General features: G+C 36.0%; 12 protein-coding genes. 9 read left to right on the forward strand and 3 right to left on the reverse strand.

The window, feature by feature from the left end; translation table 11 throughout:
- Positions 1–206: 206 nt before the first annotated feature.
- The 3 genes from gndA to BM212_RS03705 all read left to right on the forward strand — a co-directional run bounded on the left by gndA (position 207) and on the right by BM212_RS03705 (position 4,188).
- Positions 207–1,646, forward strand: coding sequence for an NADP-dependent phosphogluconate dehydrogenase (gene gndA / locus BM212_RS03695; protein WP_091896361.1), 1,440 nt, complete (start codon positions 207–209; stop codon positions 1,644–1,646).
- Between the two features lie 302 nt (positions 1,647–1,948).
- Complete coding sequence (locus BM212_RS03700; RefSeq protein ID WP_091896364.1) at positions 1,949–2,641, forward strand: response regulator transcription factor; 693 nt, start codon at positions 1,949–1,951, stop codon at positions 2,639–2,641.
- Positions 2,638–4,188, forward strand: a complete 1,551-nt coding sequence (locus tag BM212_RS03705) for a HAMP domain-containing sensor histidine kinase (protein ID WP_281244376.1) — start codon at positions 2,638–2,640, stop codon at positions 4,186–4,188. Before BM212_RS03700 ends, BM212_RS03705 begins: the two co-directional genes overlap by 4 nt.
- 24 nt (positions 4,189–4,212) lie before the next feature.
- On the opposite strand, the gene yidC is transcribed toward BM212_RS03705, so the two are convergent.
- Both yidC and BM212_RS03715 read right to left on the reverse strand, forming a co-directional pair.
- Positions 4,213–5,172, reverse strand: coding sequence for a membrane protein insertase YidC (yidC, locus tag BM212_RS03710; protein ID WP_245750924.1), 960 nt, complete (start codon positions 5,170–5,172; stop codon positions 4,213–4,215).
- A 75-nt stretch (positions 5,173–5,247) separates the two neighbouring features.
- Entirely contained in the window at positions 5,248–5,619 is a 372-nt protein-coding gene (locus BM212_RS03715) for an acylphosphatase (protein ID WP_091896367.1), read from the reverse strand.
- Between the two features lie 176 nt (positions 5,620–5,795).
- Between BM212_RS03715 and BM212_RS03720 the strand changes: the two genes are divergently transcribed.
- The 5 genes from BM212_RS03720 to BM212_RS03740 all read left to right on the forward strand — a co-directional run bounded on the left by BM212_RS03720 (position 5,796) and on the right by BM212_RS03740 (position 13,385).
- A complete protein-coding gene (locus BM212_RS03720; RefSeq protein ID WP_091896371.1) occupies positions 5,796–8,132 on the forward strand; it encodes an FtsK/SpoIIIE family DNA translocase in 2,337 nt (778 codons plus the stop codon).
- A gap of 324 nt (positions 8,133–8,456) precedes the next feature.
- Positions 8,457–9,527: a BMP family lipoprotein gene (locus BM212_RS03725; RefSeq protein ID WP_072695400.1), complete on the forward strand. Its 1,071-nt coding sequence runs from the start codon at positions 8,457–8,459 to the stop codon at positions 9,525–9,527.
- A gap of 258 nt (positions 9,528–9,785) precedes the next feature.
- Positions 9,786–11,360: an ABC transporter ATP-binding protein gene (locus tag BM212_RS03730; RefSeq protein ID WP_072696174.1), complete on the forward strand. Its 1,575-nt coding sequence runs from the start codon at positions 9,786–9,788 to the stop codon at positions 11,358–11,360.
- Positions 11,344–12,432 carry an ABC transporter permease gene (locus BM212_RS03735; RefSeq protein WP_425434168.1) on the forward strand — a complete coding sequence of 363 codons (1,089 nt, stop codon included), beginning with the start codon at positions 11,344–11,346 and terminating at the stop codon, positions 12,430–12,432. Before BM212_RS03730 ends, BM212_RS03735 begins: the two co-directional genes overlap by 17 nt.
- A complete protein-coding gene (locus BM212_RS03740; RefSeq protein ID WP_072695396.1) occupies positions 12,429–13,385 on the forward strand; it encodes an ABC transporter permease in 957 nt (318 codons plus the stop codon). Before BM212_RS03735 ends, BM212_RS03740 begins: the two co-directional genes overlap by 4 nt.
- Before the next feature lie 59 nt (positions 13,386–13,444).
- On the opposite strand, the gene mnmM is transcribed toward BM212_RS03740, so the two are convergent.
- Positions 13,445–14,005, reverse strand: coding sequence for a tRNA 5-(aminomethyl)-2-thiouridylate-methyltransferase MnmM (mnmM, locus tag BM212_RS03745; protein WP_335629001.1), 561 nt, complete (start codon positions 14,003–14,005; stop codon positions 13,445–13,447).
- 288 nt (positions 14,006–14,293) lie between these two features.
- Between mnmM and BM212_RS12910 the strand changes: the two genes are divergently transcribed.
- Positions 14,294–16,331, forward strand: a 2,038-nt coding sequence (locus BM212_RS12910) for a LysM peptidoglycan-binding domain-containing protein (protein WP_143744895.1), incomplete at its 3' end; no start/stop codon positions are given.

Genomic DNA, 16,331 nt, shown 5'->3' on the forward strand with positions numbered 1-16,331 from the left:
TGTTCAAAGTTTGATACTATAAAGCTAAGCAATAAAAGTATTATGCGCGATCAGTCGTTTTAATATTGATGAGGGTGTATACTTTAATCATAACGTTGGGAATTTGATCAGATAGATTGAGTAGATTCGAATAAAGGCATAACTTTTGTTCTGTGTTCTGACTGTACTTAGTCTTCAAGATCATCCTGAGAGGAGAGTTAAATAATTTGAGTAAACAACAAGTCGGCGTAGTCGGTATGGCAGTAATGGGGAAAAACCTTGCTTTAAATATTGAAAGTCGCGGATACAGTGTATCCATCTATAATCGTACTGGATCAAAAACAGATGCAGTAATCGCTGAAAATCCAGGTAAGAATTTAGTCGCAACACATGAGTTAAAAGAATTCGTTGATTCATTAGAGAAACCTCGTAGAATCTTGTTAATGGTTCAAGCAGGTAAAGGAACAGATGCCGTTATCCAACAACTTCTTCCTTTCTTAGACAAAGGAGATATCCTTGTAGATGGAGGAAATACGTTCTACAAAGATACAATTCGTCGTAGTGAAGAATTAGCAGAATCAGGAATTAACTTTATTGGAACTGGTGTATCTGGCGGAGAAGAAGGCGCACTAAAAGGTCCTGCAATCATGCCGGGTGGACAAAAAGAAGCGTATGACTTAATCGCTCCTATTTTAGAGAAAATCGCTGCTAAAGCACCTGCAGACGGTGAACCATGTGTAACATACATCGGCCCTAATGGTGCTGGACATTATGTAAAAATGGTTCATAACGGTATCGAGTATGGAGACATGCAGTTGATTGCTGAAGCCTATCATTTGCTTCGTGATGTTGCAGAATTAACCAATGAAGAAACAGCTGAAGTCTTCCGTGAATGGAATACGACTGAACTAGATAGTTTCTTGATTGAAATTACTGCAGATGCATTAACGAAAAAAGATCCAGAAACTGGTCAGCCAATGGTTGATGTTATTTTAGATCGTGCTGGAAACAAAGGTACAGGTAAATGGACTTCTCAAAGCGCGTTGGATCTTGGTGTACCATTACCATTGATTACTGAATCTGTATTTGCTCGTTATATCTCAGCGTTGAAATCAGAACGTGTTGCTGCAAGCAAAATTTTACCTAAACCAGATAAAAAAGCCTACGAAGGCGACAAGAAAGAATTAGTAGAAAAAATTCGTCAAGCATTATACTTTAGTAAAATCATGAGTTATGCTCAAGGTTTTGCACAAATGGGGACAGCTTCCAGAGAATACGGCTGGGATCTGAAATATGGTGAAATCGCAAAGATTTTCCGAGCAGGATGTATTATACGTGCGGGCTTCCTTCAAAAAATCACTGAAGCCTATGATAGAACTCCTGAATTGAAAAACTTAGTACTAGACGAATATTTCATGGACATTACTAAAAATTATCAACAAGCAGTTCGTGATCTTGTTGGAGTAGCTGTTCAATCTGGTGTTCCTGTACCAGCATTTTCTTCAGCTATTGCGTACTACGACTCTTATCGTACAGAAAACTTGCCAGCTAATATTATCCAGGCACAACGTGACTACTTTGGAGCACACACTTACGAACGTACAGATAAAGAAGGTACTTTCCACTTTGACTGGTACGGAGATAACGGACAAGAGCAGTGGGATTGATTTGTTCTCACTAGTAAATTTATGAAGTTAGGCGTATAAGAAAAAATGTGGGATCCACTTTTTTGGATCTCGCATTTTTTGTGCGCATAGACTGAAACAAATGATAAATTCAGATATTAGAATAAAATTAGAAAAAATTATAAGCTTGCATTTTTTCTATCTGTAAACTATGTTAAACTAGTTGTGTATAGATAGTCAGAAAAGTCCATACGCAAATTCTTATTCTTTTTTAATTTATCTAGAAAATAACAAATGAATAAAATCGTATTAAAAAAACTAAAAGATAGCTAGGAGCTGAAAAAATGGGTAAAATTTTAATAATTGAAGATGAAAAAAACCTTGCTCGTTTTGTTGAATTAGAATTGAATCATGAAGGATTTGAGACTGAAGTGCGTTTTAATGGACGTACTGGTCTAGAAGCTGCCCTTGATGAAAACGAAGTATGGGATATTGTATTGCTTGATTTAATGTTGCCTGAGTTGAATGGGATAGACGTTGCCCGACGTATACGTCAAGTAAGCAATGTTCCAATTATAATGATGACAGCGAGAGATTCTGTCATTGATCGCGTTTCAGGATTTGACCATGGTGCAGATGACTATGTTGTAAAACCTTTCGCAATTGAAGAATTATTAGCAAGAATGCGCGCATTACTTAGACGTATTGAAATAGAAACAGAAGAAAATGCCAACAGACAAACAACTGTAACGTATAAAGATTTAACTGTTGAAAAAGAAAATAGAGTTGTACGTCGCGGAGAAGATGTAATTGAATTGACTAAACGTGAATATGAATTATTAGTTGAGTTAATGGAAAATGTCAATGTTGTATTATCCAGAGAAGTACTCCTCAACAAAGTATGGGGATATGAAACAGAAGTGGAAACTAACGTAGTTGATGTTTATATTCGTTATTTAAGAAATAAAATTGATGTTCCAAATCGAGAAAGTTACATTCAGACTGTACGTGGCACAGGGTATGTGATGCGCACGTGAATCGGTCGTCAGCTGTAGAAAATGCACTTAACCAGAAAAAACGAATTTCATTAAGATGGAAATGGACAACTGGTGCAGCTATCGCAATATTTTTAACATATACGATTTTTTCTACAGTCTTGTATGTTACTTTTCAACAGATTATGCTGGAGAATGAAGAAGATTCACTGAGAGAAACGGTTCAAAGCCTATCAGATCGCTTTGGTCAACAATATTATGCTTTGACAGAAGAATCAGTGGCTGAAACTCTTGAACTTCGTCAGTTGCAGCTGCTGCCATCTTATTCTGAGCAAACTGGTCCTGAAACAACAGAAGAAAGTATATTATCAACTACCCCTTTGAGTACTAGTCATGGGGGTATGTTTATACGAGTATATGATCCTGATGGTGAATTGTTATATGAATCTTCCACAGTTGAAGCGTCGTTTGAACGAACAGATAAAATGAGAATTGATACAATCGATGGACCTAACGGAGAAGCATTCTCAGCTCGTACGCCTATTTTTTCTTATCTGAATAATGAACATATTGGGTATTTGCAAGTAGTCAATACACTTGAATCGTATCACAGATTATCCAACAGTATTTTAATGGCTATTCTAGTTACAGGTTTAATCGCATTAATGTTTAGTGCCATTATTGGGTATATTATTGCTCGTAGATTTTTACAACCCATTAGAAAAATTACTGATGCTATGAAAACAATTGAAAGAGAACCTGAGTCTCTTGATAGGATTGATGTTGGGGATGGACAAGATGAATTAACAGATCTTGCAAATGCCTATAACAGCATGTTGAATCGAATGCAGAGAAATATTGAACACCAGAAGCAGTTTGTAGAAGACGTTTCACATGAATTGAGAACCCCTGTTGCTGTAGTAGAAGGGCACTTGAAATTGCTGAATCGTTGGGGAAAAGATGATCCAACAGTGCTGGAAGAATCTCTAGATGCTTCGCTGCAAGAAATTGGAAGAATGAAAAGTTTAGTTCAAGAAATGCTTGACCTTTCCAGAGCAGAACAAGTTGAGATCCATTATAAAAATGAACAGACACCAGTGCGTCAGATTATCAATGCAACATATAATAATATCAAGTTAGTTCATCCGGATTTCACTTTTATTTTAGATGATGACTTGAGAAAAGAAGTATACGTTAATATTTATCGAAATCATTTAGAACAGATCCTTATTATTTTACTAGATAATGCAGTAAAATACTCCACAGATAGAAAAGAGGTACACATATCAGTATCGCTGGATGAGAGAAATGTTCAGATTGCCATTCAAGATTATGGTGAGGGCATGTCGGAAGAAGACACTGAGAAAATTTTTAATCGTTTCTATCGCATTGATAAAGCTAGAAGTCGATATAAAGGTGGAAATGGATTGGGACTTTCCATTGCAAAACAATTACTTGAAGGATATAAGGGAAAGATCTGGGCTGAAAGTGTATTAAATCATGGTTCTATTTTTAGAATCATTTTACCGATTTTGAAAACCACTAATGAAAAAAGTACATTAGAAAAAGAGTCACAAGCGAAGGAATAACCTCACTTGTGACTCTTTTATTTGTCATCTCTTTTGTTTGCCTTGATTTCTTTTATTTTTACTTTCAAATGGACTTGCGTTTTTCTTATTTCGGTTTGATGAAGAAGCATTTTGACTATTATCTACTACTTTTTCTGCTTCTTTACGTGGTTTACGTTTGCGTTCTACTACTTGTACTTCACCATGTTTTTCTTTCAATTCTGCTTGAACTTTAGGCTTGTAATAAAAAGTTGTAATTACAGATTGCGCGATGGCTACGAAACCACCGACGAGCCAATAGAGTGTTAAACCAGCAGGACTTGAGAAGGATATGAACAACAGCATGATCGGATTCATTAGCATCATAGTGTTAGACTGTTTTCTTTGTTCTTCGGGCATCCCTAAAAGCATAACTCTTGACTGGATATAGTAGACAGCCCCGGTTGCGAGAGCAAGTAATATACTACGCTCACCTAATCCTATCCCTAGAAAAGATGCATTTTGGATAGATTCAGACATTCTGATTGCTTGGTACATTGCTGTGAAGACGGGCATCTGAATGAGCAAAGGCAAACATCCACCAAGTCCACCAAGCATATTCACATTGTTCTCACGGTAAAGCTCCATTAACTCTGCTTGGAGTTCTTGTTTTTGTTTTGGATCAGCTGCTTCTTTCATTTCAGCTTGAATTTCATCAGCTGCTGGTTTTACCACGGACATTTTGACTTGCTGTTCCATAGTAGCCCGTTGTTGACGAATACTTAAAGGTAAAATCAATATTCTTACGATAATAGTGATGGCAATAATGGCTAAGCCATAGCTGCCGAAGATACCGTGCAGCAATTCAATGAACTGTTGGGTAGGTAATACCAGATAGTCATATAAGAATTGAGAGATTGATCCAGCAGGATTGCCAGACTCATCAATACGAATACAACCAGCCATGAATAACATTAAAGATAACATTCCGCCGGAAAGTATCCACTTTTTTGTTCTAGTTTTCAATTTAATTCAATCCTTTGATTAATTAGTGAGGTGCTAAAACGCCAATTCTCACTATACCTTATAAAGTTGAATAATTCAATTAGACTGAGAAAAATTCGATTTTTCTTCAATGTTTTTATCAAATTTGACTACAACCTTGTCAACTTGAGCTGCTGGACTCGGTCCTTTACTCAAGGCTTCGATAAATTGATTAATTTGTTCAGCAGATCCTACGGCTTCTGAATAAACTGATCCATCGTTTTCATTTCTGACAATTCCTGTCACTCCAATCTCATCGGCTGTCTGTTTAGTAGTGAAACGAAAACCTACACCTTGTACAGCTCCGTAGATTTTAACGGATACTTTAACTTTATCAAGGTTTTTATCCCTTTCATTAATATATTCAATCTCAGCAGCTTCGGTATTTTTTTGCCCTTTTTTAAAAAAACCATCAAAAATCGATCCCATTTTTCTTCCTCCTTAAGCTTTTTTAGATATACTTAGTTTACAGGTAAACGAACTGAAACGTCAAAAGTAATGAAGTGTGCTGTATAATGAATAAGGATAGGCAGAACAAACTTTCGCACCTTTTTGTTTCATGTTATAATAATCAAGAATGAAATCAACTTAAGGAGTTAATTAGAATGGCTCGAGCACGTAAAAGAGGTAGACCTAAAAAGAAAAAAGCAACAGTATCAACAGAATTAATAGGAGTGATCCTGCTTGTAATCAATTTCCTGGCAATCGGTCAATTCGGATTTGTCGGTCGTTTTTTTGCAAATATTTTGCGTTTCTTTGTTGGAGAGACCTACATAATGGCATCTGTTGCAATGGTTATAATTGGAATTTATTTATTGATTAAAGGAAATCGTCCTAGCCTTAAAAATCCTAAATGGATTGGTAGCTTTCTTGTGTTTTGCGCTCTAATAGTCTGGCAGCATGCTCAGTTGTTTTCTCCCATAATGAGTGCTGATGTCAATATTATTAATGCAACTTGGAGGATGTACATCCCGCAGTTTAAAAGTATTGCAATTGGACAGAATATCGGTGGAGGTATGATAGGCGCAGTACTATATGCAATCAGTTACTTTTTATTTTCTTCAGTCGGAACCTATTTGATGATGATAGTCTTAACTTTTATAGGAATTATGACATTTTTCCAGTTTTCCTATAAAAATTTATTAGAAAAGTTTCGCATCGGTGGACGAAACATAAAGAACTTTATTAAAGCTAAGATTACCTCGTTTAAAGAAAGTCAGAATAAACGAAAAGTAAATAAAGAAAAATCTAAAAGTATTAAGAAAAAAAGTGTAAATAAAGACACTGTTAATACTGAAATTCCTGCTAGTGATGATCTGGCAGAATCTGCTGCTGATGGAAAAACAGATCAAGAAGAAGTAGAGGATACACCAACAGGACAGATGGCATTGAAAATTGAAGGCTTTCAACAGAAAAATGTCGAAAGAAATGAAAAAGAAGAACAGGCACAGTCTGATGAGGGAACGGTCGATTTCGAAATCGGAGAAGAAGAAAATGAGCAATATAAAATGCCTCCGATATCACTCTTGAATCAACGTGAAGCAGTCGATCAGTCATATGAATATTCACTTATTCAAGAAAATGTTAAAAAATTAGAAGAAACATTTGAAAGTTTTGGTGTTAAAGCAACCGTTACAAAAGCAAATCTAGGTCCTGCTGTTACAAAATATGAGATACAGCCCGCAACAGGTGTTAAAGTCAGCAAAATTGTTGGTTTGACAGATGATATTGCACTTGCTTTAGCTGCTAAGGACATTAGAATGGAAGCACCAATTCCTGGTAAAGCACTGATTGGGATAGAAGTACCAAATTCAGAAGTAAGCATGGTTTCTTTCAGAGATGTAATTGAAGGTCAAATCAAAAATAAAGATCAATTACTCGAAGTGCCGCTTGGTAGAGATATTGGTGGTAATGTAGCAATGGCAGATCTTGCTAAAATGCCTCACTTACTGGTAGCTGGTGCAACAGGATCCGGTAAATCTGTAGCGATAAACGGAATCATCACGAGTTTGTTGTTAAAGGCTAAGCCAAATGAAGTAAAATTGATGATGATTGATCCGAAAATGGTCGAATTGAATGTCTATAATGGTATTCCCCATTTGTTGACACCAGTTGTAACTAATCCGAAAAAAGCAGCTCAGGCTTTGCATAAAGTTGTTCAAGAGATGGAAAGAAGATACGAATTGTTTGCTGCTAGTGGAACTAGAAACATGGCAGGATATAATCAGTTCATTAAAAAGAAAAATGAAAAAAAAGAAGAAGCTTTGCTCCCTCTTCCTTATATTGTAGTTATTGTAGATGAATTAGCAGACTTAATGATGGTAGCATCAAATGATGTAGAAGATGCGATTACTCGTCTAGCGCAAATGGCACGTGCAGCAGGGATTCATATGATTTTAGCTACTCAAAGACCAAGTGTCGATGTTATTACTGGGATAATAAAAGCGAATGTCCCTTCCCGGATTGCTTTTGCCGTATCCAGCGGGACTGATTCTAGAACTATACTGGATGGTAATGGAGCAGAGAAACTTCTTGGTAGAGGAGACATGCTGTTCCAGCCAATGGGTGAAAATAAACCGAACCGTGTTCAAGGTGCTTTTATCTCTGATGAAGAAGTTGAAGCAGTCGTGAAGTTTGTAAAAGAACAGCAAGAAGCGAATTATGTTGAAGAAATGATTCCAAAAGATGAACCGAAAACTGAACAAGGTGAAGTAGAAGATGAACTCTATGATGAAGCCGTTGCTTTAGTTGTGGATATGCAGACAGCTAGTATCTCGTTGTTACAGAGAAGATTTAGAATTGGATATAATAGAGCGGCAAGAATAGTTGACGAAATGGAATTAAGAGGAATCGTGGGTCCTTCTGAAGGATCAAAACCGCGTGAAGTTTTAGTCCAAGCTGAACTTGAACCGAGTCAACCAAAAGACTCTTCCGAACAATAGCGTAATGTAAATATAAGGTAAAGACTCGACTGAATGATAAAGTATTCAGTCGGTTTTTTTGTACAAAAAATGTCAATTTAAGAATAAAAATAGACGCATATAGTGAATGTATTGTTATATAGCGGTTTCAAATGAACAATCTGACAACAATACACATTTAATAATCGTATTTTAACTTTATTTTTCTTTACAAAAATGGTACTATTAGTTCGAGATATAAAAGATTTTGCGAACTGAGTAGAATGCCATTATTAATAAAAAATAATATGCTTGTCTCTATTCAATAGCAAATCTACATACAACTTTAATTGGAGGAATTTAGTAATGACGACTAAATTAAGAAATCTTTTTGCAATTGGAGCATCTGCATTTTTACTTGCTGCATGCCAGGGAGAAAACGCGGGCGATTCATCAGAGGGTGCCGGAGATTCAAACGATACTGATACAGAAGAAACTGCAGATTTTAAACTGGGTATGGTTACAGATGAAGGCGGAGTAGATGACCGTTCGTTTAATCAGTCAGGTTGGGAAGGTATGCAGGCATGGGCAGAAGAACATGGAGTTGATGACAGTGCTGTAAAATATTATCAATCAGATGATGCAGCAGACTTTGTTCCTAACTTGAATCAAGCTATCCAAGATCAATATGATATCATTTATGGAGTAGGGTTCCAATTGTCAGATGCTGTTACACAAGTAGCTGACGCTAACCCGGATCAACATTTCGGTATTGTAGATGCAGTTGTTGAAAAAGATAATGTAGTATCATTGAACTTCCGCGATAACGAAGCAGCTTATTTAGTCGGTGTTGCAGCAGCACACACTACTGAAACAGATAAAGTTGGATTTATTGGCGGAATCGCTGGTCCTGTAATTGATAAATTCGAGGCAGGATTTGTAGCGGGTGTAGAATCTGTAGATCCTGAAATTGAAATTGATATTCAATATGCTGAGTCATTCTCTGATGCAGCTATAGGACAACAAATTGCTGCCGGAATGTATAGTTCAGGTGCAGATGTCATCTATCACGCATCAGGTGCAGTTGGTAATGGAGTATTTACAGAAGCAACTGATCGTATGGAATCTGGTTCAGAAAATCAATTATGGGTAATCGGAGTAGACCGGGACCAAGAAGAACTTGGTGAATATGCTGATGGTAACTTGACATTGACTTCTTCACTTAAAGGTGTAGGAACTGCTATTCAATTAGCTTCTAATCAAGCAATGGAAGAAGGATTCCCTGGTGGAGAGAATCTTGTCTACGGTTTAGCTGAAGATGGTGTTGGTATCACTGAAGGTAATATGTCAGAAGATGCTTGGGCAGCTGTTGAAGAAGCAAGACAACAAATTCTTGATGGTGAAATTGAAGTACCTGAAGCTCCAGAAGCTGAGTAAAACTAAACAGTATAAGAAGAATATTCAAACATAATAAAGGGCGCTGGTCACTCGACTAGCGCTTTTTTATACCTAATCTATTTTGAAGAAGAAAGGTAATTATGAACTTTTTTTACGGTAATAGTAACTTATCAAGAAATTTTCGTTTAATTTTTCAAGGAACCTTGAATACTTTAGATCTATAATGGATAATAAGACAGAGATTCTATGAGTTTCATTAATTAAATACTAATCTAATAAGGAGGGCTTCTTTTGCCGATGTCACAATCTGTTATCGAAATGAATGGAATAACAAAAGAGTTCGGGACTTTCAAAGCAAATGATAATATTCATTTAGAGTTAAATAAAGGCGAAATTCATGCATTATTAGGAGAAAATGGTGCAGGTAAATCTACTTTGATGAATATTTTGTCAGGGCTTTTAGAACCGACTTCCGGTGAAATTAAAGTCAATGGAAATAACGTGAAAATATCATCTCCAGATGTAGCGAATGAGCTGGGAATTGGGATGGTTCACCAACATTTTATGCTGGTAGACAAATTTACAGTTACAGAGAACATTATGTTAGGTAGAGAAAAAAGTAAATTTGGATATATCGATAAAAAGAGTGCTGAAAAAGAGATTAAAGAATTATCTGATCATTATGGGCTTAAGGTTGAACCAAGTGCTAAAGTTGAAAATATTACTGTTGGTATGCAGCAGCGTGTAGAAATTTTAAAAACATTATACCGAGGTGCCAACATTTTAATTTTTGATGAGCCAACTGGTGTATTAACTCCTCAAGAGATTGAAGAATTGATGAGTATTATGAAACAGCTGGTCAGTGAAGGTAAATCAATTATTCTCATTACTCATAAATTAGATGAAATTAAACAAGTTGCAGATCGCTGTACAGTTATTCGAAGAGGTAAAAGTATTGATACAGTTGATGTAGCAGATACATCCCAACAAGAATTAGCTGATATGATGGTAGGCCGCTCAGTAACATTCAAAGTTGAGAAAAAACCTTCTAATCCAAAAGAGACAGTACTGAAAATTGATAATCTGATTGTGAAAGAAACTCGAGGATACGATGCAGTAAAAAGTGTCAATTTGGAAGTTAGAGCTGGAGAAGTTTTAGGAATTGCCGGTGTTGATGGTAATGGTCAGTCAGAATTGATTCAAGCTATAACTGGATTGACAAAAGTTAGTGCAGGCAGTATACAACTTGCAGGTACAGATATAACAAACAAAAAGCCTAGAAAAATCACAGAAGTAGGTCTTGGACATATCCCTGAGGATCGTCAGAAATATGGTTTAATTCTACCTATGACTTTAGAAGAAAATATTTCACTTCAAACTTATTACCAAAAACCATTCAGTAATCATGGATTTTTAAATTATAAAGAAATAAAAATGCATGCTAAGCGCCTGATTGAAGAGTTTGACGTAAGGACTATTAGCGAAGAACATACGGCTGCTTCGTTATCTGGAGGAAATCAGCAAAAAGCAATCATTGCTAGAGAAGTTGATCGAGATCCTGCATTATTAATTGCTGCTCAACCAACTCGTGGTTTAGATGTTGGAGCCATCGAATATATTCATAAACGCTTAATAGAATTAAGAGATAATGGGAAAGCAGTATTATTGATGAGCTATGAATTAGATGAAGTAATGAACGTGTCAGACAGAATAGCAGTTATGTACGATGGCAAGATAATTGCTATTGTTAATGCTGATGAAACAAATGAATCAGAACTTGGATTATTAATGGCCGGGGTTCCCCTTGCTGAAGCTAAGAAAAAGTCCGATGAAAAAGGAAAGGAGAAAGATGCAGTTGATTCGACAACATAAAAAATGGCTGAATAGTTTACTTGTGCCAGGTTTATCCATAGTGTTTGGGTTTATATTCGGAGCAATTTTAATGATTGCATTCGGCTATAATCCTATTATAGCTTATGATGCAATGATATCTGGTGTTTTTGCAAGTCCCTATTTTATTGGAGAAGCTTTAAGACAAGCTACTGCACTAACTTTTACTGGTTTAGGTTTCGCATTGGCATTTAAAGCAGGATTTTTTAATATTGGTATTGCTGGCCAAGCTTTAGCTGGATGGGTCAGTGCAATATGGTTTGCACTAGCTTTCCCAGATTTACCTAGAATTATACTCGTTACACTTAGTATAGGTGTCGGTATACTCGTTGGAGCTTTATGGGCTTCAATTGCAGGCGTTTTACGTGCATACTTTGGAACTAGTGAAGTTATTGTGACAATCATGCTGAACTATACAGCATTACAGATTACAAACTTTTTAATTAGAGATGTTCTTTCTGAATCAGGAAATACAACTGAATCTGTTGGAGAAAATGCAAGTTTGAGTATAGGATGGCTTTCTACTTTAACTCAAAGTTCTCGGTTAAACTTAGGATTTTTCTTAGCGATTGTGGTCGTTATCCTTTATTGGATTTTTATGACTCGCACTACAGCCGGATTTGAAATTAGAGCTGTGGGATTAAATCCATATGCTTCGACTTATGCAGGAATGAGTGCAGAAAAAAATATCATTCTTTCAATGTTTTTAAGCGGAGGTTTAGCAGGATTAGGCGGAGCAATCCACGGTCTTGGTACATTTGGAAATATCTTTACTCAAGGTGGACTACCAGATATTGGATTCAATGGGATTGCGGTAGCTTTACTAGGATTAAGTAATCCAATCGGTATTTTCTTTTCTTCTATTTTATTCGGAGTATTAGACATCGGAGCTGGATTTATGCCTAACCGTGCAGGTGTTCCAGATGAGATGGCAGATATTGTTACTTCAGCAATTATCTTTTTTGTAGGAGCAAATTATATTATTCGCTATTTTGTAGATAAAAGAACCGCTAAAAAAGAAGCGGCAAGTTCAACAAAAGGAGGAGACGTATGAACGCATTAGATATTATTCAGTTGATTGTATCCAGCTCATTGATCTATGCAGCTCCTTTGATCTTGACTGCATTAGGCGGGACATTTTCTGAACGTAGTGGTGTAGTTAATATTGGGCTAGAAGGTATTATGGTTATGGGTGCATTTATGTCCGCAGTTTTTAATATCCAGTTTGCTTCGGCATTTGGTGGTTGGACTCCGTGGATGGGGCTGATTGCCGGAGGCTTTATCGGTATTTTATTTTCAATTATCCATGCTGTTGCAACAATCAATTTAAGAGCAGATCATATTATTTCAGGAACAGTTATCAATCTTGCAGCACCAGCTATTGGTGTGTTTTTAACGAGAGCGATATTCGGAGCTGCACAAACAGGGCCATTGCCTGAGTCATTTGGAAGAACCAGTATTTTCTTATTAGATCGTATACCGATTATTGGACCAATTTTCTTCGAAAATACTTCTGGACCAGCTTATTTTGGAATTGTATTAGCCGTTATTGCATGGTTTGTCTTATTTAAAACACGTTTCGGACTACGTTTACGTTCTGTTGGTGAACATCCACATGCTGCTGAAACACTTGGGATCAAAGTATATGCAATGAAATATTCTGGAGTATTAATTTCTGGATTACTTGGAGGTATGGGCGGAGCTATTCAAGCTCAAGCGATCTCTAATGAATTTGGTATTTTAACGATTGCCGGACAAGGATTTATCGCAATGGCAGCAATGATATTTGGTAAGTGGAATCCGTTAGGGGTTATGGGTGCGGCAATATTCTTTGGGTTTGCACAAAGTTTAGCACGTATCGGTACGTATATCCCGATCATCCAAGATATTCCTTCAATATGGTTATTAGTCATGCCATATCTATTAACAATTTTAGTGTTAGTTGGAGTAATTGGTAGAGCAGAATCTCCAGCAAAACTTGGAGTTACTTACATTAAATCGAGATAAAAGTAATTATAAAGTACAATATAGAGAGCTGTCTTCTACTTGGAAACAGCTCTCTATTTTTATTTTCTTTTTTCAATAGCAATTAGAAAGGGAGGGGTATTCTTTTGATTGATAAATCCATATTGAAGAACGGAAAAATTTTCTTGAGGTAAGGTTTTAATATAAGAGAGCACAGCGTCTTTTTCTTCTGGACCACCTTCATGTCCATAATAAATCATCATTAATATCTGACCTCCTACATTCAATAAATCAAGGCCTTGCTCTAAAGCAGATAAAGTTGTAGCAGGTAAAGTAATAATTGATTTATCTCCTCTGGGTAAATAACCTAAATTAAAGACCAGTGCTTGGACTTGAATATTGTGGGGCAGGTATTTTTTAAAATTTTCGTGACCATCAGCAATCAGTTCAATTTGTTCAGTTAAACCTGTCAATTGGGCCTTTTTTTTTGTTTCTTCAATTGCCGCTGTTTGGATATCGAATCCATAAACCTTTCCAGTCTTTCCAACTAATTGAGCTAATTTTATTGTATCTTTTCCATTTCCTACTGTGGCATCTATTACTGTATCACCAGTTGAGATTAATTGAGATAGTAGATGGTGACAATACCGTAAAGGAGTCATAAGCATAATTAAAATCCTTTCTGTTAAAATGATGTGTTCATATATTGTTCCCCAACTTGATTTTTAATATGTAACAATATTAGCTTAAATTAAAGCTGTTAGGGAAGGTAATTCTTTTTTTAAAAAAACATATTCAAAAACTATAAGGAGTGTTCGCTTTATCTACTGTTACAAGTTAATGACATTTAATAAAAACCTTACAATTAGGTTCCTTTTAGCTCTTACTAATTGTATAATAAATGGACAAAGTAACTTTAGAGAACTTGTTTTTGAGAGGGGTATAATTATATGAGAAAACCAAATGATATGTTATCTTTTTACAAAAAAAGTACCAGAAAACGCTCAATGAAGCTCGCGATGTCTTCAAGTGTATTAGCTAGTGTCGTTGCGGTTTCAGCATTCAGCGAAGCAGTACAAGCCGAAGAAATGGACTTGAATAGAGACGAAGTACAAGAATTATATAATCAGTATAACGAATTACAAGCTGCTGTCAAAGAACAGCCTACAACAAGTGATGAAGTTGCAAGTGATGAAGCCCCTAAAGAAGTCGAACTGACAAACTCCGAAAAAGAAGAATTAGAATTTGTAAAAGCCCAACTCATTAACATGATTGAAAAAGTTGGAGGCGAAAGTCTTTTAGTACAACTTGACGTTGAGAACTTATCTGTTAATGATCTAAATACTGTATTTGAAACTTTACTTACTTATCAACTAGAAGAAACTGAAAAAAATGAAACTACTACCTCTCAGGATAGCGAAGAAATTCTGAAAGATTCTACTTCAACAGAAGAATTAGGAGAAAATGGTGAAAGTGTAGAAGATGAAGCTATTTCAACAGATACTGATGAAATAGCTTTAGATGACGCTGATGTGGATAATGCAGAAGAAAGCGAAGCGGATCTTCAAAACGAAGAGCTTGTTGAAAGTGGTGACCTTCTTCAAAAAAGCAATATAAATGAAACTTCCGAATCTATAATTCCTGAAGAATCTGAGAATGTTTCAGAAGATATTCAAAATACTGATTCAACAGTAAAAGAAGTTGAATCTAATGAAGAAGACTTTGCAGAGCCTGCAAATGTAGAATCTACACAAGCGTCCAAACAGTTAGAAACAGAAGTGAAAGAAGAAGTAACAGTTGAGTCTGAACCTGAAGTAAAAGTAGAAACTGAGTCTGAACCTGAAGTACAGATAAAAGCTCAAACAAAAGTTGAGACTGAAGTCGAAACTAAAGCTGAAGAAAAAGTAGCAACAAAAACAGAAGAAAAAGCAATTATATATACTGTCAAATCTGGTGATACTTTAACTAAAATTGCCAAGACTTATAATACATCGGTTAGCAGTCTTGTTTCTCTAAATAAATTATCTAATGCCAATGTAATTAAAGTTGGTCAGAAATTAGCTATTAATCAAGCAGCTGTTAGTTCAGTAACTTCTTCGACTTCGTCAACAGCGAATTTGAATCAAACACAGTCTTCAAGCGATTTTATTAAACAAATTGCTTCTTATGCACAACAGGTAGCTAAAGAAAATGGAATATACGCATCTGTCATGATTGCTCAAGCAAGTCTGGAATCTGGATATGGGAAAAGTCAATTAGCTGCACCACCAAATTATAATCTTTTTGGTATCAAAGGTAGTTACAATGGACAATCTGTAGCTATGAAAACACAAGAATATTACCAAAGTACTGGCTGGATTACCATTACAGATTACTTTAAAAAGTATCCAAGTTACGCTGAATCACTACAAGATAATGCAAGTCTTATCAGAAGCGGGACAAGTTGGGATAATTCTTATTATTCTGGTGCTTGGATTGAGAACACTACTTCTTATAAAGATGCCACAGCTTGGCTGCAGGGAAGATATGCAACAGATCCTACCTACGCAAGTAAGTTGAATAGTATAATCGAAATGTATAACTTGACTCAATATGATAGTACAGGGAATACAGGCAATAATAGTGGTGGAAATAGTTCAGAAACCCCTACTGATCCAGAAACCTCTCCATCAACTGGAAATAATACGAATGGAAATTCTTATACAGTAGTTAGTGGAGACACATTGACCTCTATAGCAAGAAAATATGGAACGACAGTTTCAGCAATTAAAACAGCAAATAATCTAAAAAGTGATTTAATTCTTGTAAATCAAAAACTCATTATTCCGGTTAGCGGGGATGCTAATACCTCTCAGCCAGATACATCAGATGATAGTGATCAAGAAACGAGTAAAACTAGTTATACAGTAGTCAGTGGAGATACATTAACTTCTATTGCGAAGAAATACAATACAACCGTTTCTTCAATCAAGTCATTGAACAATCTGA

Origin of the sequence: Marinilactibacillus piezotolerans, from assembly GCF_900114235.1 — a bacterium.
Classification (GTDB): Bacteria; Bacillota; Bacilli; order Lactobacillales; family Carnobacteriaceae_A; genus Marinilactibacillus; species Marinilactibacillus piezotolerans.

Coding starts and splice junctions, on each gene's coding strand:
- BM212_RS03700 (WP_091896364.1), top strand. CDS start 1,949: ATGGGTAAAATTTTAATAATTGAAGATGAAAAAAACCTTGCTCGTTTT.
- BM212_RS03715 (WP_091896367.1), bottom strand. CDS start 5,619: ATGGGATCGATTTTTGATGGTTTTTTTAAAAAAGGGCAAAAAAATACC.
- BM212_RS03720 (WP_091896371.1), top strand. CDS start 5,796: ATGGCTCGAGCACGTAAAAGAGGTAGACCTAAAAAGAAAAAAGCAACA.
- BM212_RS03725 (WP_072695400.1), top strand. CDS start 8,457: ATGACGACTAAATTAAGAAATCTTTTTGCAATTGGAGCATCTGCATTT.
- BM212_RS03730 (WP_072696174.1), top strand. CDS start 9,786: ATGTCACAATCTGTTATCGAAATGAATGGAATAACAAAAGAGTTCGGG.
- BM212_RS03740 (WP_072695396.1), top strand. CDS start 12,429: ATGAACGCATTAGATATTATTCAGTTGATTGTATCCAGCTCATTGATC.
- mnmM (WP_335629001.1), bottom strand. CDS start 14,005: ATGACTCCTTTACGGTATTGTCACCATCTACTATCTCAATTAATCTCA.